This is a genomic window from Taklimakanibacter deserti (assembly GCA_003574785.1).
This window is the reverse complement of record QORU01000010.1, coordinates 242,556-262,782: the sequence shown is the minus strand read 5'-3', so window position 1 is coordinate 262,782 and position 20,227 is coordinate 242,556. Positions and strand designations below refer to the sequence as shown.

Sequence of the window (20,227 nt, the reverse complement as noted above, 5' to 3'; positions counted from 1 at the left end):
TGGAAGTGGTGTCTTGAATGACATATATACCACCTTTCAGGACATTGTGAGGTCTCATGCTCCGCATCGGTTTTGTCCTTTCCTCGGGCTTCCAGGCGATGAGCCTCGCCGCTCCGTCGGCCTTTGAGCTCGCCAATGTGAGCGCCGGCGAGACGCTCTATGACATCCATCTCTTGTCGGAGGAGGGAGGGCCGCTGCCGAGCTCGCTCGGCGCCAAGGTGGACACAAGGGCCTTCGCGGGCGGGGCCTTCGACACGCTGATCGTCGGCGGCTTGCTGAGCCCTGCGCCCTCGAGCGCAGGGCTGCTGGCGCTGTTGCGCGAGGCGCTGCCAAAGACCCGGCGCATGGCCGCCATTTGCACGGGCGCCTTCATCCTGGCCGAGGCGGGCCTGCTCGATGGCCGGCGCGCCACCACCCACTGGGCCTTCGCGCGCGACCTGCAGGCGCGCTTCCCGCGCGTGAAGGTCGAGGAAGACCGCATTTTCATCATCGACGGTGCGGTGTGGACGTCGGCCGGCATGACCGCCGGCATCGACCTGGCGCTCGGCATGATCGAGAAGGATTTCGGCCTGGAGCTCTCCCGCTTGGTCGCGCGCAAGCTCGTCGTCTATCACCGCCGCGCCGGCGGCCAGTCGCAGCATTCGGTCTTGCTCGAGATGGATGCCAAATCCGATCGCATCCAGACGGTGCTGACCTATGCGCGGCGCAACCTGCGGAAAGAGTTGAGCGTCGAGGAGCTGGCGAAAGTGGCCCATCTGAGCCCGCGCCAATTCAGCCGCGCTTTCCGGGCGGAGACCGGACAGTCGCCCGCCAAGGCGGTCGAGCATCTCAGGGTCGAGGCGGCGCGATTGATGATGGAAGAGAGCCGGCATCCGATCGATGTGGTGGCGGCCGAGGCCGGCTTTGTCGACCGCGAGCGCATGCGCCGTGCTTTCCTCCGGGCCTTCGGCCAGCCACCGCAAGCCATCAGGCGCACGGCTTTCACCCCGGCCTAAGCCTGGCGCGCGATGAGGATCTGCGTCTCGCCATAGACGCGGCGGTCGATCTCGGCGAGCTCGGGCGGAGAGGCGAGCTCCGCCCGCTCGGCTTCCTCGATCACGACGATGGCGCCGTTGTTGAGCCATTGGCCCTCGACCAGCGACGCGAGCGCCTTCGTGCCGAGACCCTTGTTGTAGGGCGGATCGGCGAAGACGAGATCGAAGCCCGGCTGCGGTGCGGCGGGGCCGAGCCGCGCCGCATCGCGCCGCCAGATCTTGCATTGGCCGATGACGCCGAGCGCATCGGCATTGCGCCGGATGATGCCGCGCGCCTCGGCCGAGTCATCGACGAACTGGCAGAATCTGGCGCCGCGCGACAGGGCCTCGAGCCCCATCGCCCCGGTGCCGGCAAAGAGGTCGAGGACGCGGGCCCCCTCGATCGTGAAATCCTGAATCCCATGCGCCAGGATGTTGAAGATCGCTTCCCTGACGCGGTCGGATGTCGGCCGCGTCGCTTGCCTCTTGGGGCCTTGGAGGCCGTGACCTTTGAATTTTCCGCCGACGATGCGCATGAGGGCGGTTCCTACAGGCTGCGGCGGATTTCGGCTATGCCGAAGAAGACGAGGAAGCTCCCCGCCAGGCGGTCGATCCACAGCCGGACCCGCCGCCCGAGCGCATGGCGGAAGGCCGTCACGCAGGCGACGATGAAGCACCACCAGAGGAGCGAGCCCAAGGTGACGCCGCCGACCGTCGCCAAAGCGCTCACCGGCTCGAAGCCCGCTTTCGGCGCCAGCGCCGCGAAGATCGCGGCGAACATGATGATGGTCGGGGGATTGGTAAGGGTGAGCAGCAGCGAGCCCCAGAAGGCGCGCCCCGTCGAGGCGGCAGTGGGCATAGCGGCCGGGGCGCCGTCGTCACCGTTGCGCCAGAAGGTCTTGAGCCCGAGATAGAGCAGGAAGAGGCCGGCCGCGAGATGCAGCGGCCGGTCATAGGCCAGCATGAAGGCCGAGATGCCGGTGAGGCCGAGCGCCGCGACGGCGGCATAGAGCCCGTCGCCCGCGGCGATGCCGAAACCGGTCGCGAGGCCATGACGCCAGCCGATCGTGAGGCTGCGGCGCATGCACAGGATGCTCATCGGTCCGACCGGGGCCGCGACCGCGAGGCCGAAGCCCATGGACTTGATGAAAATGGGAAAAAGGCTTGCAAGGTCAGTCATCGAACTCTCCTGAAAATCAAAGCGGGGAGGTCATGACTCATGAAAAAGCCCCGCCGGGTTGAAAGGCGGGCACTGAAGCGGGATGGGGAAATCTTAAAGGATGGTCCTCGTCATCACGCGCAAGGGAGCGCACGCCGGTTGTTGCCGGACGTTTGTTGCGTGATGGCGGGTTTCAGTTTCATGGGCGGGCCCATAGCACAATGGGTGGCACAATCAAGCCCGGCCGCGGTTTGCCGTCTTGGCCTCGGTCCGGCGCTGCTCGGGCTTTGGCGCGGGTGCGGAAACCTTCCGTCCCAGTTGTTCGCTGAGCACGCGCGCCGGCACTTCCGCCACTTGGCCGCGTTCGAGCTCGCCGAGCTGGAAGGGACCGAAGGAAGTGCGGATCAGCCGATTGACCTGGAGTCCCAGATACTCGCAGATCTTCTTCACCTCGCGGTTCTTGCCCTCGCGGATGGCGATGGTGAGCCAGGCATTGTCGCCCTGCATCTTGTCGATCTCTGCCTCGATCGGCCCGTAATGCACGCCCTCGATGGTGACACCGCCCTTGAGCTTGTCGAGCGCCTCAGGATCGGGCCGGCCATAGGCGCGCACCCGATAGCGCCTGACCCAGCCGGTCGCCGGCAGCTCGAGGAGCCGGGCGAGCTCCCCGTCATTGGTCAGGAGCAGCAGGCCCTCGGTATTGATGTCGAGCCGGCCGATCGAGATCACTCGCGGCAATTGCTCGCGCAAGGCATCGAAGACGGTGCGCCGGCCTTCGGGATCCTTGTGGCTGGTCACCAGCCCGGCGGGCTTGTGGTAGCGCCACAGCCGGCTCGACTCCTTCTGCGGCAAGGGCTTGCCGTCGACCAGGACCACGTCCTGAGGTGTGACATTGATGGCGGGCGAGGCGAGGACCTTGCCATTGAGCCTGACACGTCCTTCGGTGATCAGCCGCTCGGCATCGCGCCTGGAGCACAGGCCGGCCCTGGCGATCGCCTTGGCGATGCGTTCCCCCTCAAAGGCGCTTTCCTTGACCATCTGACACCTTTCGCGTCTTGTGGGGCAAGCATGAAGCACGATCAACCGCCAGATCCGATGTCGCTGGCTTTTGCCGAGGCCGAATCAGCCGGCGGGCGCGGCGAAGTCCCCATTGGCTGTGTCATTGTCGATCAGTCGGGCAATGTGATGGCAAAAGCCGGAAATCGCACGATCGAGCTCAAAGATCCGACGGCCCATGCCGAGCTTCTCGCCATTCGCGACGCCGCGGCGAGGCTCGGCAGCGAAAGGCTCGCGGGCTGCGATCTTTATGTGACGCTCGAGCCTTGCGCCATGTGCGCCGCCGCCATCTCCTTCGCCCGCATAAGGCGGCTCTATTTTGCCGCGGGCGACGAAAAGATGGGCGGCGTCGAGCATGGGGCGCGGTTCTTCAACCAGCCCACCTGCCATCACGCCCCCGAGGTCTATGGCGGCTTGAGCGAGGCGCGGGGGCAGAAGCTGCTTCGGGCGTTCTTCCAGGAGCGCCGTAAATAGGGTGCACCGTCGCCACCTTGAATCGCTTTCTCAGACGTCTGGTCCAAGTGATTCGTTTGATTCGTGATTCCATCGCGGCGGCCTTGCGCCTTGACGTTGCGGTTCCTTGACCGTCCGGTCTCTTTCGCGTTTGTTGTGCGCACGTCCTTCTGCCCACCCGCGAGGATTGAACGATGCCGCAAGCTTCATCGCCCGACATCCACATCGTGTTGTTTCGCAAGCCCGGCAAGACCGGCATGACGGCGCTCTGCCGCAGGATCGGCCTCAAGAGCGCGCGGGCAACGGCCAAGGCGCAGCGGCCGCAGACGGCGCAATTCGCCAATGAGGCGGGCGTCGAAGCGACCCTGTTCCAGCTCCTGGGCGTGGCCGTCATCCGCGCGCGGCCCGAGCAAGTCGCCCGCATTGCGCGGCTGGACGAGGTCGAGGCGGTCCTGCCCAATCTCAGGCGTACCGTTCCGCGCCCGAGGCGCGGCCCAGGCGAGGTCCGCCCCGAGGCCCGCTTCGAGGACACGGCGACCTTGACCTGGGGGCTCCAGGCGATCGGCATCACTCCGCAAGCGAAGCTCACCGGCAAAGGCGTGCGCGTCGCGGTGCTCGACACCGGCATCGATCTCGATCATCCCGATTTTCAAGGGCGCCTCGTGCGCAAGAATTTGCGATCCTTCGTGACGGGGGAAGCGGTCCAGGACAGCAACGGCCATGGCACTCACGTGGCGGGCACGCTGGCGGGCCCCAGCGAAAGTGCTTCCGGGCGACGCTATGGCGTGGCGCCCGGCGTCACGCTCCTGGTCGGCAAGGTCCTCAACAGCGAAGGCGAGGGCTTCGATGATGGGATCATCAATGCCATCCAATGGGCGATCGAGCAGAAGGCGCGCATCATCTCGATGAGCCTCGGCTCGAAGCGCGCGGTGGATGAGCCCTATAGCCCGCTCTATGAGCGTATCGCCGAGCGCGCCTTGCAGGCCGATCCGGGCACGATCATCGTGGCCGCCGCCGGCAATGACAGCGACCGGCCGGCGATGACGGCCCCGGTCGGCAATCCGGCCGCCTGTCCCTCGGTCCTGGCGGTGGCCGCCTGCGACCAGGCGCTCGCGGTGGCGCGCTTCAGCTCGGCCGAGATGGACGGCATCGGCGCCGTCGACCTGACCGGGCCCGGGGTCAATATCTATTCGGCCGCGCCGGGCGGGGGCTATGAGGCCTATGCGGGAACCTCCATGGCCACCCCGCACATTGCTGGCATCGCCGCTCTGTGGCTCGAGCACACGCCGAAGATGACGGCGAGCGAACTCTGGGATAGACTGAAGATCAGCGCTCAGACGCTGGGCCCCGCCGCCGATTTCGGCGCCGGCCTCGTTCGCGTGCCAGGTGCTGAAAGCGGTGCTGTGTCATGACCAGGATCGTGAGAATCCATATCGGGGTGAGCCGCGAGCTCCAGGTCAAGCTCGAAGCGGGCAGCATCACGGTCACCGACTTCACCCACGCCATCGGCTTGAGCAAGGTCGATACCGGCAAGCTCAAGGATTTCGGCATCCTGACCGGCGAGGCCGAAGCGGAGCGCCTCGACGATATCCGCAAGCGCACCGGCATTGATTTCGTCGAAGAGGACCGCTCGCGCCGGGCGATGTAGCGCGAGGCTCGGGTCCGGCTTGAATCACTCTCTGAGCGGATCGTCCTAAGTGATTCTTTCGATTCGCAATTCCAGCGCCCGCTTGAGCTCGTCCTTGGCCTTCGACGCCGCCTCGATCATTTCCGAGATGCGGAAGAAGTCGTTGGCCATGAAGCCTTCGATCGGCGGGTTGATATAGATGTCGGGCGGGTTCTGCTGCCGGCGCAGCACGGCGATCTGATGGAACATGATCAGCATCGAGCCGACGGCGAGCTCCATATTGCTGTGATGGGCGCGGCGCGGCTGGCGCAGGCGCCCGGTCACGTCGATGGCGACGACGAGATCGCTGCCCGGCCGGACATGGTCGAAAGGCACCGGGTTGGTGATGCCGCCATCGACATAGAGCCGGCCGTCGATGGTGGGCGCCGAAATGAGGCCCGGTATGGCGATCGAGGCGGCGACAGCCCGGCACATCGGCCCCGAGGAGATGACGTGCTCGCGCCGCTCGGCGAAATCGGTGGTTACGATCTTGAGCGGGATCTCGGCGTCCTCGACATGCTTGGCGACACCGTCGGGAAAGATGAAGCTGGTGAGCTGCTCGCCATCGATCAGGAGCGAGGTGAGGCTCTTTCGTTGCAGGAGGTCGCGCAGCCGCGCCCCTTTGACGCCGAACAGATATTTGGCGGCCTGCACCCGGTTGGCGAGGATATGGCGGGCATGATCGCCGATGTCCTTGGCGGGAATGCCGGACGCATAGGCGGCCCCCACCAAAGCGCCGAAGCTGCAGCCGGCGATGACGGCGGGCTTGATCCCCATCTCGTCGAAGACTTCGAGCATGGGGATGTGGGCGAGACCGCGCGCCGCACCGCCGCCGAGCGCCAGACCTATTCTAGGTGCGCTCATGTGCCGGCCTTTTCCGCGAAGCGTAAGGCCGTCTCGGCCAGAGGACGGACTTCGCTCGCCATGAGGGCGGCATTGCGATTGGCGGCCGTGCCGTCGCGCACGCGCCCGACAATGCCCTGCAGGATGGCGGCGATGCGGAAGAAATTATAAGCAAGATAGACATTGAGATCGGGAATGCCGTCGCGGCTCGTGAGGGAGCAATATTCCTCGATATAGGCGTCGATCCCGGGAATTCCAGGGTCGTGCTCATGGCCGAGGAGCGAGCCCACACCCGCCCCGCGCTCCGATTTCGGCATGAACCACATCATGAGATGATAGGTGTAATCGGCGAGGGGATCGCCAAGGGTCGCGAGCTCCCAGTCGAGCACCGCAGCGACCTGGGGCTCGTCGGCAGCGATAATGCAATTGTCGAGGCGGAAATCGCCATGCACGATGGCCGCGCCCGACTGCCTGGGGCAGGCCCCGGGCAGCCATTCCATGAGCCGCTCCATCGCCGCGATCCGTTCCGTCGCCGAGGCGCGATACTGCTCCGACCAGCGCTTGATCTGGCGGGCGACATAGTCCTCCGGCTTGCCGAAATCGGCAAGCCCGGTGCGCGCCGGATCGATGCTGTGCAAGCGTGCGATGGTCCGGTTTAGGGAGGCGAAGAGCCTGCTCCGTTCTTCCGCGGTGAGGCCCGGCGCCCAGGGCTCCCAGAATACCCGGCCCGCGACATGCTCCATCACGAAGAATGCCGTGCCGATGACGCTTTCATCGGTGCAATAATGAAGCGGGCGCGCCACCGGAAACCCTTCCGCCGCGAGCGCCGATGTCACCCGGTATTCGCGGTCGATGGCATGGGCCGAGGGCAGGAGCGAACCCTGCGGCTTGCGCCTGAGGACATAGCGGCCGGAGGCCGTGGTGATGAGATAGGTCGGGTTCGACTGTCCGCCCTTGAACTGCTCGACGGCGACCGGCCCGCGAAAGCCCGGAATATGGACCGCGAGATAGGGAAGGAGGCGGTCGGGAATGTCGCCCGCCGGGCGCGTGCCGGAAAACGCCTCCTGGCGATCGAGCTTCTGCGCCGTCACGTCTTGCTGGCCTTGGCGAGGAAGGGCAGAAGGTGATCGAGGGTGGCCTGCGGATTCTCCTCTGGCAGGAAATGTCCGCCCGGGACCACGCCCGTCGTGACCGATCTGGCCCAGCCCGACCAAACGGAATCGAGGCCGGTCATCTGGGTCGGAATACCGGTATCGCCCCACAGCACCAGGAGCGGGCAGTCGATCTTGCGGCCCTGGGCCCGGTCGGCCTCGTCATCGGCCAGATCGCAGGTCTGGCCGGCGCGATAGTCGTTGCAGGTCGCTTGGACATGCTCGGGGGTCGAGAAATGCAGGCGATATTCGGCGAGCGCCCGGGGATCGAAGGCGCTCAGGTCCTTCGCCTTGGTCCAGCGCGCCATGGTGTAGTCGAGAAAGCCGATGGGCGCCGTCTCGATGAGCATCTCCGGCAAAGGGTGCGGCTGCGCCAGGAACAGCCAGTGATAGGTCTTCATCGCCATCGTCACGGAGAAATTATGCCACATGTCGAATGTCGTCATGATGTCGAGAAGGGCGAGGCCGGTGACGGTCTCAGGGTGATCGAGCGCCAGCCGATAGGCGACGCGCGCTCCGCGGTCATGGCCCAGGATCGCAAAGCGCTCATGACCCAGGCCGCGCATCAAGGCGATCATATCTTCGGCCATCACACGCTTGGAATAGGGCCGGTTGTCGGCGCTGTTGGCAGGGCAGGACGAGAAGCCATAGCCCCTGAGATCGGCTATGACGCAACTGTAGCTTTCCATGAGCCGAGGCGCCACCCTATGCCACATCGAATGGGTCTGCGGATAGCCGTGGAGGAGAAGCAGCGGCGGCCCGCTGCCGCCGATGCGGGCGAAGATTTCGGCGCCGCCGGTATCGACGCGATGCTCGCGTGTATGGGGAAAGAGATCCGACATCGGCAACGCTCCTCGAGACTGGACTGATCCTATTCTTGGCCGAACCAGGCGTGCGGCTCAAGCCTCTCGCGCGACGCTGAAGATCTCCTGCATACCGGCAATGTCGCGCAATTCATGCGCGCCGAGGCTCACGAAGGCCGATGCCGAGCCCTTCGCAAAGGCCTCCGAAATGACGATGTCCTGGTCGAGCGTCTTGGCGATCTCGAGCAGGCGGCTGGTCGCGTTGACGGCGGGGCCGATGGCGGTGAAGTCGAGGCGTTTGCGGCTGCCGATATTGCCATAGGCGATCTCGCCCGCACCGAGGGCAAGATGGAACTTAAGCGGCGCGAGCTGCGCCTTCGGTCGTTCGTCATTGAGCGCGGCGATCCTTCGCCTCGCATCGAGGGCGGCATCGAGCGTCGCAGCATAGGGCAAGGCTTCTCCTTCACCAGCCGGGAAGATCGCGAGCAGCGCATCGCCGATGAATTTGAGGACCTCGCCGCCCTTGGGTTCGATCGCCGCCACCAGCGCGTCGAAGAAGTCGTTGAGCGTCGCCAGCACATTCGCCATCGGTTGTGTTTCGGAATAGCGCGTGAAGCCCCTCATGTCGGCGATCAGGATCGTCGCGGTGATCATCTCGGGGCGTCCGCGCTCGACCGCGCCGTCATAGATCCGGGCGGCGCTGCGCCGCCCGACATAGGTGGTGAGGAGGTCGATGGCGATCTTCCTCAACACATAGCGCTCGGCGCAGGGTGCGAAGAGGAGGGTGGCTTCATCGAGCAGCGCGATCTCGCGTTCCGTGAAGCCTCCGGGCTTCAGCGTGGCGAACGAGATATTGGCGACCCGTTGACGGTCGAGAAAATGCAGCGGGGCTATGTAGTAATCGGTGGCGCCCATTTGCCGCAAGTCTTCGAGGAACGGCATATCGTCAGCCGGCGCATCGAGCCTTCTGCGATAGGGCTGACCCGTCTCATCGACGATCGGGCCCGGACTGCCGCCATAATCGGTGCCGCGCGGCATGAAGCGGGTCGAGACTTCATGCGCGAGCCAGCGAATCTGCGATCCGTCGATTTCGGGATCGAGCATCTCGAGACCGAGCGAGGAACGCCAGAGCGGCAGGCCGAGACTGACCAGCTTCTCGCACAACAGCCGGTGCAGATCGGCGACCGTCATCTCGCTGGTCGCCGTCTTGATCAGCCAATCGGCAAAATCGCTCGAAAGTCGCATGCTGAGACTAGATCACGCACGTTTGTCTGCTGCCGGGCGAAAGCAGGGTGAGCCTATCAGACGTCAGGCGGGAGGATCACCACCCGCGTTCCAAGCTCCACACGATCATAGAGATGGATCACCTCGATATTCAGAAGACTGATGCACCCCGCCGTGCTTCTCTTTCCGATGAGGTCAGGCTTGTACGCCCCATGAATGCGGATGACCGTATCGACATCACCCTGATAGAGATACAGGGCGCGTGCACCCATCGGATTGTTCTTGCCGCCGGGCATGCCATGAATCCACTTAACGATTTTCGGATGCTCCGCTATGTGCTCCGGCGTGGGCACCCAAACCGGCCATTTTTCTTTGCGCTTGATCTCGGCCGCGCCATACCAGGTCCTGCCTGCCTTCCCCACGCCGACGCCGTAGCGCGTTGCTTTCCCACCCTCCTGCACATGAAAAAGGTAGCAACGCTTGGTATCCACGACCACAGTGCTCGGCGGCTCTTTCGTTTCATAGTCTACAGTCTGCCGACGGAACTCTTGGGGAATTTCCCGAACATCGGATTCGAAGACGGGGTGCGGCTCATCCAAAAGGTCCCCCCGCGGTTGGCAACCGGGAAGGACCCCGGCGGCAAGCGCGGACATCACCAATGTGCGACGTGAAATCAATATCGCCCCTCTTCCCTTGGGAGAGGTTCAATCCTAATCCGACACTCGCGCTTAATCAATATGGAAGCGCGCGGAAGTCGAGCAATGTCGGCTTATCGCCAAGCCCTGACCCTACGTGACTCAAGCATCCTCCGCTAGAGAATAGACCTGCTGTTCGCCCGACACGTCGCGCAGTTTGTGAAGGCCGAGGCTTGGGAATTCGCGGCCGGCCGCGCGCACGAAATTCTCGGAAATGACGATGTCGCAGTTGCGCTTCTTGGCGATTTCCAAGAGCCGGCTGGTATGGTTGATGACGGGGCCGATGGCTGTGAAGTCGAGCCTGGTCTTGCTGCCGATATTGCCATAGGCGATTTCGCCGACATTCAGCGCCAGGCCGAATTTAAGCAAGGTGCGGCCGGCCTTGGCGCGCTCCGCATTGAGCGCCGCTATCCGCCGTCTCGTGTCGAGGGCGGCGGCGATGGCCGGCGCGCAGGGCAGTGCCTGCTTGTCGGCGGCCGGGAATATCGCGAGCAGGGCATCACCGATGAATTTCAGGACCTCGCCGCCATGCGGTTCGATCGCCGCCACCAGCGCGTCGAAGAAGTCGTTCAATGTCGAAAGCACATTGTCGATCTGATGCGTGTCCGAATAGCGCGTGAAGCCCCGCAAGTCGGCGATCAGGATCGTCGCGGTGATGATCTCGGCCTTGCCGCGGTCGAGCGCGCCGTCATAGACCTTCATGGCGCTGCGGCGCCCGACATAGGTGGTGAGGAGGTCAACGGCGATCTTCTTGAGCACGCGCCTTTCGGCATAGGGGGTCAGGAGCAAGGCGGCACGGGTGAGGTCGGTGATCTCCTCATCGGTGAAGCCGCCCGGCCTTTGTGTGGCGAAGGAAACATGGGCCGTCCGCTGCTGGTCGATGAAGGCCAGGGGCACGATATAGTAGTCGGTGGCGCCCGCCTGGCGCAGATCTTCGAGGAGCGGCATGTCGCCGATCGGCGCGTCGAGGCGGCGGCGATAGGGCTTGCGCGTATCATCCACGACCTTCGCCGGGCTGTTGTCATAGTCCGATAGATCATAGCTGCCGCGCGGCACGGTAAGCATCTTCGTTTCATGCTCCACCCAGCGAAACTGCGAGCCCTCGATCTCGGGGTTCAGCAATTCAAGGCCGAGCGACGAGCGCCACAGCGGAAAACCGAGGCTGACAAGCTTGTCGCAGAGCTCGCGATGCAGCTCAGCCACAGTCTTCTCACCGATCGCCGTCTCGATCAGCCAATCAACGAATTCGCCACTGAGCGGCAACTCCGCCTCCGTTAGATTGTCACTGCCGCCATGTTACGACGCCCGCCAGCCGATGTCGCGGCGGCAGAAGCCTTCCGGCCAATCGATGAGATCGACCGCCTGATAGGCGCGGGTCTGCGCTTCGGCGACCGTGCGGCCGAGCGCCGACACATTGAGGACGCGGCCGCCATTGGCGATGAGCTTGCCGTCCTTCAGCGCCGTACCGGCGTGAAAGATCTCGACGTCGTCTCCGTGCGCGGCCGCGTCGAGATTGCGGATCTCGCTGCCTTTCCCATAGGCGCCGGGATAGCCCTTTGTCGCCATGACGACGCTGAGCGCCGCCTCGTTGCGCCAGCGCACCGAGACCTTGTCGAGCGTGCCGTCGGCGGCGGCCAGGAGAAGCGTCAGGAGGTCGTCCTTGAGCCTGAGCATCAGCACCTGGCATTCCGGATCGCCGAAGCGGACATTGTATTCGATGAGCTTGGGCCCGCTTTTGCCGATCATCAGGCCGGCGAACAGCACGCCCTTGAAGGGATGCCCGCGCTTGTGCATGCCGGCGACCGTCGGCCGGATGATCTCGGCCATGACGCGCTCGCTCATCTCGGGCGTCATGATAGGGGCGGGCGAATAGGCGCCCATGCCGCCGGTATTGGGCCCGGTGTCGCCGTCGCCGACGCGCTTGTGATCCTGCGCCGCCGCCAGCGCTACCGCATGCTCGCCGTCACAGAGGGCGAAGAAGCTCGCCTCCTCGCCTTCCAGGAATTCCTCGACCACGCATTCGGCCGCGCCGAACTGGCCGGCGAAGATATCATCGATGGCCTTGAGCGCTTCCTCCGTCGTCATGGCGACGGTGACGCCCTTGCCGGCAGCAAGCCCGTCGGCCTTGATCACGATCGGCGCGCCTTGCACCTTCACATAAGCTATCGCTTCCGCGCGATCGGTGAAGCGGCCGTAGCTTGCCGTCGGGATATCGAACTCGGCGCAGAAATCCTTGGTGAACCCTTTCGAGCCTTCGAGCTGGGCCGCGGCCTTGGATGGACCGAAGACCTTGATCCCGGCTGCCTCAAGGTCATCCGCAATGCCAGCCACCAAAGGCGCTTCCGGTCCCACCACCACGAAATCAATTCGTTGCGTGCGACAAAACGACATTACCGCCTGATGGTCGGTGATATCGATCGCCACACATGTGGCATGTTGCGCGATGCCGGGATTGCCAGGTGCGCAATAGAAATCACCCAAAAGCGGGCTTGCGGAAATGGCCCAGGCGAGAGCGTGCTCGCGACCGCCGGAACCGAGAAGAAGAAGATTGAGTGGCGTCATTGGGGCATCCTTGTGGCCCTTGTCCTATGGCGAGATTCATCTTCCGTGCAAAGTTCAATTTGTCGGAACAGGAGGGAGCAGCCACCGTTAGCTCATACGGGATGGCGTTTCCAATGGAGGAACAAAATGTTCAAGCGACCTCTAGTCAAGCCTATGCTCGGCGCGGCGGCGCTTATTGCGTTGGGCGCTCTCCTTCCTGTTTCCAGCGCCAATGCGGGACCAGCGTCCTGCTCGGCCTATGCGCGTGACGTTGCAGCGTCCGAGGCGCCGCGTCGCGGATTGATCGACGGCGTCGTCATCGGCACGCTCGATACGGTGTTCACCGGTGGCGCCGGCGCAGATCATCGCTATCGCCGCATTTACAACGAAGCCTATAGCGAATGCATGGATCGTGATCGTGTCGCTTATGTGCCGCGGGCGCGCGCCGTGATCAAGCAGTACCGCGCCGAGCCCACCGTGGTCTCGAATTACCGGACCCAGCACGTCGTCGTCAGCGAGCGTCCGGAAGTCGGCAGCGAAGATTGGGTGGCCTATTGCTCGGCCAAGTATCGCTCCTTCGATCCTGATACCGGCACATATGTCAGCTATGAAGGTGAAACCGTGCCGTGCCGTTAGGCAACTATCATGATTGACATGGCTTCGTGACCCGGCAAGTGTCGGGTCATGATCGACCATGACCCCGATACCGGTGAGATTCGGGAGGCGCAGAAAGCCAATGTCGCCGAATTCACCGTCTCCGAGATTTCCTTCGCGCTCAAGCGCACGCTCGAAGACTCATTCGGGCATGTGCGGGTGCGCGGGGAAATTTCGGGTTTTCGAGGAGCCCATTCCTCGGGCCACTGCTATTTCAGCCTGAAGGACCAGGGCGCGCGCATCGACGCCGTGATCTGGCGCAGCGCCTTCATGCGGCTCAAATCCAAGCTCCAGGAAGGCCTGGAAGTGATCGCCACCGGCAAGATCACCTCCTATCCGGGCAAGTCCTCCTATCAGATCATCGTCGACCATCTCGAGCCCGCCGGTGCCGGCGCCTTGATGGCGCTGCTCGAGGAGCGCCGCCGCAAGCTTGCCGCCGAAGGCCTGTTCGATTCCGAACGCAAGAAAGCCATACCCTTTTTGCCGCGCCTCATCGGCGTCGTGACCTCGCCGACGGGTGCCGTCATCCGCGACATCCTGCATCGCCTCAATGACCGCTTTCCGCGCCACGTGATGGTATGGCCGGTCCGGGTGCAAGGCGAGACCTCGGCCGCGGAAGTGGCGGCCGCCATCAGGGGCTTCAACGCCATGGCGCGGAAGCCCGATCTTCTCATCGTGGCGAGGGGCGGCGGCAGCCTCGAGGACCTGTGGGGCTTCAACGAGGAGATCGTCGTGCGCGCCGCGGCGGAAAGCACCATCCCCCTGATATCGGCGGTCGGGCACGAGACCGATTGGACGCTCATCGATCATGTCGCCGATATGCGCGCGCCGACGCCGACGGCCGCCGCCGAGCGCGCCGTGCCGGTGCGCGCCGATCTCCTGGCGCAAATCGCCTCGTTCTCGGCCCGCCACGAGCGCGGCGCCAGGCGGCTGATGGATGAGCGGCGCACGCGCGTCAGGGCGGCCGCCCGCGCTTTGCCGCGTCCCGACGACATACTGGCTCTGGCGCGCCAGCGCTTCGACAACACCTCGGGACGCCTCAAGGCGGCGCTCGCCCGGAACACCTTGCTGCACCGGCGCGATTTCGAAGGCTGGTCGGCGCGTCTGACGCCGGTTTCGCTCAGGCGCAATCTCGCCGAGCAGTCGCGCCTCCTGGCGCGCCATGGCGCGCAGCTCAATCGCGATCTGCGCCGTGCCGTCGAGCAGCGCCGCACGATGCTCAACGCCAACGCCAAGCTCCTGGCGTCGCTCTCCTACAAGTCCGTCCTGCAGCGCGGCTATGCGCTGATTCGCAATGAGGTGCGCATACCCTTGCACGCCGCATCGCAAGTCAAACCCGGACAGGAATTGCGCATCGAATTCCAGGACGGCGAGATCGCCGCCCAGGCCAGCGGTCCGCCGCCTCCGCCCAAGGCCGCAAAAACGCGTGAGGGCGGGCAAGGGTCATTGTTCTGACAGGATCGGCAGGCTAATTGATGAGGACATGAACAGGCACGAATCCTTCCTCCCGCGCGGCCGCCAGGCGAAGATCCGCTATCTCGACGCCGACTTCCAGGTGCTGAGCGAAGGCGATCACGTGATTTGCGCGGTGACGGGCATGCCGATCAAGATCGAGCAGCTGACCTATTGGAGCGTGGCGCGCCAGGAGCCTTACATCTCCGCGGAAGCGGCCTTCCGCCGCCTGCTCGAGACGGAATTCAGATAAAATACTTGAGAAACGGGCGCACGGCTCTCAGCGTGTCATCGCGAAAGATGACCGCCACGTTGAGGGTCAGGAACAGCACGCGCATGAAGTGGACCGTGGCGGGCCGGAGCGGCCGATCCTTGACGATTTTCGCATAGAGCCAGAAGAGCAGGAACCCGCCATTGACGATGGCCAGCAGCATCCATAGCGGCGGACGCCCCTGCTGAAAATAAACCAGGAGCGTATCCCATTGAGATTGAACGAAAATGTCTTTCATATTGGGACTGCGGCTTGTCGCTTTGGCAATTATGCCGGAGAAGGTTTAATGATCTTTGGCAAGGCTACGCAAAACTGGCGCGAGGCCGCCAGGCTGTGTATAAGCCGCGGGCCCTCGGGCGGGATTTCCGAGGGGTTAAGTGGAGTTGAGAATTATGGCGAAGGCCTGGACACCTGGCGCATGGCGCAATCTGCCGGTCATGCAGCTGCCCGTTTATGACGATCTTGCCAAGCTCGCGGAGGTCGAGAAGCAGCTTGCGGGCTATCCGCCGCTGGTTTTTGCCGGCGAGGCCCGGAAACTCAAGCGCAAGCTCGCCAAGGTCTCGGAAGGCAAGGGTTTCCTGCTCCAGGGCGGCGACTGTGCCGAAAGCTTCGCCGAGCATTCCGCCGACAATATCCGCGATTTCTTCCGCGTCTTCCTGCAGATGGCGGTCATCCTGACCTTCGCCGGCGGCCAGCCGGTGGTGAAGGTCGGCCGCATCGCCGGACAGTTCGCCAAGCCCCGCACCCAGCCGACCGAGACGGTGAACGGGCGCGAGCTCCCGATCTATCGCGGCGACATCGTCAATGATTTCGCCGGCACGCCGGAAGCGCGCCGCCCCGATCCCGAGCGCCAGATCATGGCCTATCGGCAGTCGGCGGCTACCTTGAATTTGCTCCGCGCGTTCGCCCAGGGCGGCTATGCCAATCTCGAGCATGTCCACAAATGGACGCTCGGTTTCCTGAAGGACGGACCGGCCTGGGAGCGCTATCAGGCGCTGGCCGACCGTATCACCGAGGCCTTGGGCTTCATGCGCGCCTGCGGCATCAATCCCGACACCGCGCCGCAACTGCGCTCGACCGAGTTCTTCACCAGCCACGAGGCGCTGCTCCTGGGTTACGAGCAGGCGCTGACCCGCATCGATTCGACGAGCGGCGACTGGTACGCGACGTCGGGCCATATGCTGTGGGTCGGCGACCGCACCCGCCAGCCCGACCATGCCCATGTCGAGTTCTGCCGCGGCGTGAAGAACCCGATCGGTCTCAAATGCGGGCCGTCGCTGACACCCGACGATCTGATCCGGCTGATCGACCTGCTCAATCCCGACAATGAATCGGGCAGGATGACGCTCATCACCCGCTTCGGCGCCGACAAGGTCGACAAGCATCTGCCCGAACTCATCCGCGCGGTGAAGCGCGAGGGCCGCATCGTCGTGTGGTCCTGCGATCCGATGCATGGCAACACCATCAAGTCGCGCTCGGGCTACAAGACCAGGCCCTTCGACCAGGTGCTCACCGAGTTGCGCCGCTTCATGGCGGTGCATCAGGCCGAAGGCACCCATGCCGGCGGCATCCATGTCGAGATGACCGGCAAGGACGTCACCGAATGCACGGGCGGCGTGCGCGCGCTGTCGGACGAGGACCTCAACGACCGCTACCACACGTTCTGCGACCCGCGCCTCAATGCGGCGCAGGCGCTGGAACTGTCTTTCCTGGTGGCCGAGGAGCTGAAGAAGGAGCAGGCGCTCCATCCGCGCGCCGATGACGACGAGGCGGCGGAAGCGGCGGAGTAGATCAGAGCGCGCCGTGCCGGTACCATTTTGCTCGCGGCGGCCCACCATCGATGCTGCGAATTCGTATGGTCCCCAGGATGCTCGGTTCGAAATTGCGGGCATTGACGGCGATGTGTTTCTCGCGGCGCGGCGAAGCATACTCGTAGTACATGACCGTGCCGCAATGCGAGCATCGAACGAAGCGGCGGATCTTCCGGCCCCACATATACTTGTCGAGCGCCTTTCCCCTGGCGGCGACCTTCACGTTTGCAGCTTTGTAGTAAGCCCATAAAGCGCCATATCGCCGGCAGATCGAGCAATCGCAGGCGGTAAGGCTGCGAGGGCTTTGCGGGACCGTGAGCTTGACGTCGCCACAATGGCAGACGGCGATGAGCATAGGTTGAGCCTCTTCATGTCCTAGACAACTGATCGATGAGGATTCATTTTTTACAATTATATCAATATCTTGATAGTGATGCCACGGGGTCGCTGGTGTTATGCCGCAGGCTGCGGCTGCTCGTGTTGCAAGGGGATCGGGTTGGATAGGCAAAGGCTAATCAATGCTTCAGTAAGGCATAATTTTCATAAGGCCGTCCCTGCGTGACACTGGGCTTAAGCGGCGAAGTCCGCCACGGGGAGGGAAATCCAAGTCATGGATGACCTATAATACGACCTCTGACTTTGGCGCTGGCGCACCCTGTGGCGACAGCTATCGTGCTTCGTCTGAGGGCAAATCGAAAGGCAAATCAAAGCCTGCGGTCGTTGCCGATACGCCAACGATCGAACCGTCTCTACAAGAAACAAGGAGGAGGAAACGAAAATGTTGAAAGCAATCATGCACAAGATAGGGCTCGCGGCGCTGTCGGCGGTTGCGGGCCTTTCGATGCTGGCCACGGCCGAGGCCGGAAACATGCGCCTCGGCATGACCACGTGGGTTGGCTATGGTCCCCTGTTCCTGGCGCGGGACAAAGGCTTCTTCAAAGAGAACGGGCTCGATGTCGATCTTCGCATCATCGAGGATGCCGCACTTTACATGGCCGCTATTGCCGCGGGCGAGCTCGACGGCAATGCATCGACCATCGACGAGATCATGAAGTACCGCTCGCCGCAATTCTGCTTCAAGGCCGTGCTGGCGCTGGATGACAGTCATGGCGGTGATGGCGTGCTCGTGCGTGAGGGCGTCAATTCCCTCAAGGACCTCAAAGGCCAGCAGGTCGGCATGAATGAAGGTTCGGTCTCGCAATTCTGGTTCAATATCCTGCTGACACGCGAAGACATGAAAGAAACCGACCTGCAGATAACGAACATGACGGCCGACGATGCCGCTGCGGCGTTCATCGCAGGCCAGATCCCCGCGGCGGTGACCTGGGAGCCGCATCTGTCGCTGGTACGCACGAAGAAGCAGGGAAAGGTCCTGATCGATTCCTCGCAAACACCCGGCCTGATCGTCGATGTCGTAGCGCTGACATGTGACTACATCCAGAAGAACCCGAAGGATGTCGAAGCTCTCCTCAAGGGATTCTACAAAGCCGTCGAATTCATCAAGACCAATCCTGACGAGGCCTACGCCATCATGGCCAAGGGTGTCGGCGGCTATCTCGAGAAGCCCGAGGATTTTGCTGAAGCCGCTAAGGGCGTGCGCTTCTACGACCAGCCTCGAAATATCGAATTCTTCGGCACGCCGGAGAAGGGCGAGGCCAAGGATCTGATGGAGCTCGGCAACAAGATCTGGGGCGGATTCCAGAAGATGAAGATGACGATCACCTATGCCGATCTGGTCGACACTTCCTATATCAATTCGAAATAGAGCTGGTCATACTGGGGCGGGTTCTGCGATGTTCGTCGCGGAACCCGCTTCGTATTTCGCCATCCGTGAAAGCCATGAGCAAGAAGCGCTCCCTGCTTCAGACTTTCCTGATCCCATTCGGTGAAATCCCGGCATCGGCCGCCGTGGTCGCGGGCGCCGTGATCTGGATCCTGGTGTTCGGCTTCTGGGCATTCGCCACCTATGGCGGCTACGTTGCGGACATGTTCCTGCCGGTTCCGGATGCGGTCATCCGGCGCGGCATTGCCTTGGCGTCCGATGGTACGTTGTTCGTGCATATGTGGTCGAGCATCAAGGTCGTGCTGCTCGGCTTCCTTGTTTCGGCTGCGATCTCGGTGCCGCTTGGGCTCTATATGGGGACCTACAAGATCGTGCAGGCGATGCTCGAACCCATGGTGAATTTCATCCGCTATTTGCCGGTCACCTCCCTGGTGCCGCTGTTCATCCTGTGGATCGGCATCGGAATCGAGCAGCGCATCACCGTCATATTCTTCGGCACTTTCTTTTCGCAGCTGGTCATGATTTCGGACGAAGCGCGCGCCGTGTCGCGCGACCTGCTCAATGCCAGTTATACCCTCGGTACCAAGCGCAGCGAGGCGGTTTGGCACGTGATCTTCCCGGCGGCGCTCCCCGGCATCATCAACACGTTGCGCGTCACCATGGGATGGGCCTGGACCTATCTGGTGGTTGCCGAGCTGGTAGCGGCCAATAGCGGGCTCGGCTTCATCTCGCTCAAGGCCATGCGCGGTTTCCAGGTCGATACGATCTTTCTGGCCATCGTGCTGATCGGCCTGCTCGGCCTTGTGTCCGATCTCTTCTTCCGCTTCCTCAGGCGACGGCTGGCGCCGTGGGCGGCGTGACATGAGGGCATTGAAAGGCAGCCTGTCGATCAGCAACGTTTCGCTCATCTACGGTGCAGGGGCCAAGAGTGTGCTGGCGCTGGATGGCATATCCTTCGAGGTGCGGGCGAACGAATTCACGGTCATCGTCGGCCCGTCGGGCTGCGGAAAATCGAGCCTCCTCTACATAGCCGCTGGCCTCACCGAAGCGACTTCCGGTCACATCGATGCCGGCGGCAAGATGGTGACGGAGCCCGGCGCCGATCGCGGCATGGTCTTCCAGGCCTACACGCTCTTCCCCTGGCTGACGGTGCGCAACAATGTCGAATACGGCTTGCGGCGCAAGGGCGTTGCTCCCCTCGAGCGAAACAAGATCGTCGACTACTATCTGGGTGAGATCGGCCTCGCGGCCTTTGCCGATCACTTTCCGAAGCAGCTGTCGGGCGGCATGATGCAGCGCGTGGCGATCGCCCGCGCTCTCGCCAACGATCCCGACATACTGTTGATGGACGAACCTTTCGGGGCGCTCGACAGTCAGACGCGACATGCCATGCAGAAGCTGCTTTTGCGGGTCTGGGAACACGCCCAGAAAACCGTGGCCTTCGTCACCCATGATATCGACGAAGCCATCCTGCTGGGTGACCGGGTCATCGTCATGACGGCACGGCCCGGCAAGGTGAAGGCCGATATCCGGATCGACATCCCGCGCCCGCGTGACCCTGAGATCATGCTCGAGCCGGAATTCATTGCGATCAAGCGCCGGATCATCAACGAGCTTCGCGACGAGATCGACGAGACGCATTGAGGGGGTAG

At 63.3% G+C, this 20,227-nt stretch carries 22 protein-coding genes and 1 pseudogene; 11 read left to right on the top strand and 12 right to left on the bottom strand.

Going from position 1 to position 20,227, the window contains the following annotated elements; all coding sequences use genetic code 11:
* The first annotated feature begins 56 nt into the window (after positions 1-56).
* A complete protein-coding gene (locus DS839_RS22075) occupies positions 57-995 on the top strand; it encodes a GlxA family transcriptional regulator (protein ID WP_119272636.1) in 939 nt (312 codons plus the stop codon).
* Here the strand turns inward: DS839_RS22075 and rsmD are convergent.
* The 3 genes and pseudogenes from rsmD to DS839_RS22060 all read right to left on the bottom strand — a co-directional run.
* Positions 992-1,549 carry a 16S rRNA (guanine(966)-N(2))-methyltransferase RsmD gene (gene rsmD, locus DS839_RS22070; protein ID WP_119272635.1) on the bottom strand — a complete coding sequence of 186 codons (558 nt, stop codon included), beginning with the start codon at positions 1,547-1,549 and terminating at the stop codon, positions 992-994. The two genes, DS839_RS22075 and rsmD, sit on opposite strands and share 4 nt — an antisense overlap.
* An 11-nt stretch (positions 1,550-1,560) precedes the next feature.
* The gene (locus DS839_RS22065; RefSeq protein WP_119272634.1) at positions 1,561-2,193 is read right to left on the bottom strand and encodes a LysE family translocator; all 633 of its coding nucleotides are present in this window, start codon (positions 2,191-2,193) and stop codon (positions 1,561-1,563) included.
* A gap of 219 nt (positions 2,194-2,412) precedes the next feature.
* Positions 2,413-3,210 (bottom strand): annotated as a pseudogene (locus DS839_RS22060) (pseudouridine synthase); the annotation flags it as partial.
* 30 nt (positions 3,211-3,240) lie between these two features.
* Here DS839_RS22060 and DS839_RS22055 point away from each other — a divergent pair.
* The 3 genes from DS839_RS22055 (at position 3,241) to DS839_RS22045 (ending at position 5,329) form a co-directional block, all read left to right on the top strand.
* Positions 3,241-3,702 carry a nucleoside deaminase gene (locus tag DS839_RS22055; RefSeq protein WP_368911829.1) on the top strand — a complete coding sequence of 154 codons (462 nt, stop codon included), beginning with the start codon at positions 3,241-3,243 and terminating at the stop codon, positions 3,700-3,702.
* Positions 3,703-3,875: 173 nt separating this feature from the next.
* Complete coding sequence (locus tag DS839_RS22050; RefSeq protein ID WP_119272632.1) at positions 3,876-5,093, top strand: S8 family serine peptidase; 1,218 nt, start codon at positions 3,876-3,878, stop codon at positions 5,091-5,093.
* The gene (locus tag DS839_RS22045; protein WP_119272631.1) at positions 5,090-5,329 is read left to right on the top strand and encodes a hypothetical protein; all 240 of its coding nucleotides are present in this window, start codon (positions 5,090-5,092) and stop codon (positions 5,327-5,329) included. The genes DS839_RS22050 and DS839_RS22045 overlap by 4 nt, the downstream gene beginning before the upstream one ends.
* Positions 5,330-5,374: 45 nt before the next feature.
* On the opposite strand, the gene DS839_RS22040 is transcribed toward DS839_RS22045, so the two are convergent.
* The 7 genes from DS839_RS22040 to purD all read right to left on the bottom strand — a co-directional run bounded on the left by DS839_RS22040 (position 5,375) and on the right by purD (position 12,625).
* Complete coding sequence (locus tag DS839_RS22040) at positions 5,375-6,211, bottom strand: patatin-like phospholipase family protein (RefSeq protein WP_119272630.1); 837 nt, start codon at positions 6,209-6,211, stop codon at positions 5,375-5,377.
* A complete protein-coding gene (locus tag DS839_RS22035; RefSeq protein WP_119272629.1) occupies positions 6,208-7,281 on the bottom strand; it encodes a phosphotransferase family protein in 1,074 nt (357 codons plus the stop codon). Before DS839_RS22035 ends, DS839_RS22040 begins: the two co-directional genes overlap by 4 nt.
* Entirely contained in the window at positions 7,278-8,183 is a 906-nt protein-coding gene (locus DS839_RS22030) for an alpha/beta fold hydrolase (protein ID WP_119272628.1), read from the bottom strand. Before DS839_RS22030 ends, DS839_RS22035 begins: the two co-directional genes overlap by 4 nt.
* Positions 8,184-8,240: 57 nt before the next feature.
* Positions 8,241-9,389 (bottom strand): adenylate/guanylate cyclase domain-containing protein, encoded by a 1,149-nt coding sequence (locus tag DS839_RS22025; RefSeq protein WP_119272627.1) that lies wholly within the window; start codon positions 9,387-9,389, stop codon positions 8,241-8,243.
* A 56-nt stretch (positions 9,390-9,445) separates the two neighbouring features.
* Positions 9,446-9,967: a L,D-transpeptidase gene (locus DS839_RS22020; RefSeq protein ID WP_162918720.1), complete on the bottom strand. Its 522-nt coding sequence runs from the start codon at positions 9,965-9,967 to the stop codon at positions 9,446-9,448.
* 198 nt (positions 9,968-10,165) lie between these two features.
* Positions 10,166-11,326 (bottom strand): adenylate/guanylate cyclase domain-containing protein, encoded by a 1,161-nt coding sequence (locus DS839_RS22015; RefSeq protein WP_119272625.1) that lies wholly within the window; start codon positions 11,324-11,326, stop codon positions 10,166-10,168.
* 33 nt (positions 11,327-11,359) lie between these two features.
* A complete protein-coding gene (purD, locus tag DS839_RS22010; RefSeq protein WP_119272624.1) occupies positions 11,360-12,625 on the bottom strand; it encodes a phosphoribosylamine--glycine ligase in 1,266 nt (421 codons plus the stop codon).
* A gap of 126 nt (positions 12,626-12,751) precedes the next feature.
* Here purD and DS839_RS22005 point away from each other — a divergent pair, with 126 nt between their 5' ends.
* The 3 genes from DS839_RS22005 to DS839_RS21995 are packed head-to-tail and all read left to right on the top strand — an operon-like array spanning position 12,752 to position 14,963.
* Positions 12,752-13,240, top strand: a complete 489-nt coding sequence (locus DS839_RS22005; RefSeq protein WP_162918719.1) for a BA14K family protein — start codon at positions 12,752-12,754, stop codon at positions 13,238-13,240.
* Positions 13,241-13,288: 48 nt separating this feature from the next.
* Positions 13,289-14,713 carry an exodeoxyribonuclease VII large subunit gene (xseA, locus tag DS839_RS22000; protein WP_119272623.1) on the top strand — a complete coding sequence of 475 codons (1,425 nt, stop codon included), beginning with the start codon at positions 13,289-13,291 and terminating at the stop codon, positions 14,711-14,713.
* 28 nt (positions 14,714-14,741) lie between these two features.
* Positions 14,742-14,963: a DUF2093 domain-containing protein gene (locus DS839_RS21995; RefSeq protein WP_119272622.1), complete on the top strand. Its 222-nt coding sequence runs from the start codon at positions 14,742-14,744 to the stop codon at positions 14,961-14,963.
* Here the strand turns inward: DS839_RS21995 and DS839_RS21990 are convergent.
* The gene (locus DS839_RS21990) at positions 14,956-15,219 is read right to left on the bottom strand and encodes a hypothetical protein (protein WP_119272621.1); all 264 of its coding nucleotides are present in this window, start codon (positions 15,217-15,219) and stop codon (positions 14,956-14,958) included. The two genes, DS839_RS21995 and DS839_RS21990, sit on opposite strands and share 8 nt — an antisense overlap.
* 154 nt (positions 15,220-15,373) lie before the next feature.
* On the opposite strand from DS839_RS21990, the gene DS839_RS21985 reads away from it, so the two are divergent.
* Positions 15,374-16,771 carry a class II 3-deoxy-7-phosphoheptulonate synthase gene (locus DS839_RS21985; protein WP_119272620.1) on the top strand — a complete coding sequence of 466 codons (1,398 nt, stop codon included), beginning with the start codon at positions 15,374-15,376 and terminating at the stop codon, positions 16,769-16,771.
* Position 16,772: 1 nt separating this feature from the next.
* Here DS839_RS21985 and DS839_RS21980 read toward each other — a convergent pair whose 3' ends face one another.
* Entirely contained in the window at positions 16,773-17,147 is a 375-nt protein-coding gene (locus DS839_RS21980) for a GFA family protein (protein WP_119272619.1), read from the bottom strand.
* A gap of 423 nt (positions 17,148-17,570) precedes the next feature.
* Between DS839_RS21980 and DS839_RS21975 the strand changes: the two genes are divergently transcribed.
* The 3 genes from DS839_RS21975 to DS839_RS21965 all read left to right on the top strand — a co-directional run bounded on the left by DS839_RS21975 (position 17,571) and on the right by DS839_RS21965 (position 20,219).
* Positions 17,571-18,557 (top strand): ABC transporter substrate-binding protein, encoded by a 987-nt coding sequence (locus DS839_RS21975; protein WP_119272618.1) that lies wholly within the window; start codon positions 17,571-17,573, stop codon positions 18,555-18,557.
* Between the two features lie 74 nt (positions 18,558-18,631).
* Entirely contained in the window at positions 18,632-19,435 is an 804-nt protein-coding gene (locus DS839_RS21970) for an ABC transporter permease (protein ID WP_119272617.1), read from the top strand.
* A gap of 1 nt (position 19,436) precedes the next feature.
* Positions 19,437-20,219 carry an ABC transporter ATP-binding protein gene (locus tag DS839_RS21965; protein WP_119272616.1) on the top strand — a complete coding sequence of 261 codons (783 nt, stop codon included), beginning with the start codon at positions 19,437-19,439 and terminating at the stop codon, positions 20,217-20,219.
* The last annotated feature ends 8 nt before the right edge of the window (positions 20,220-20,227 follow it).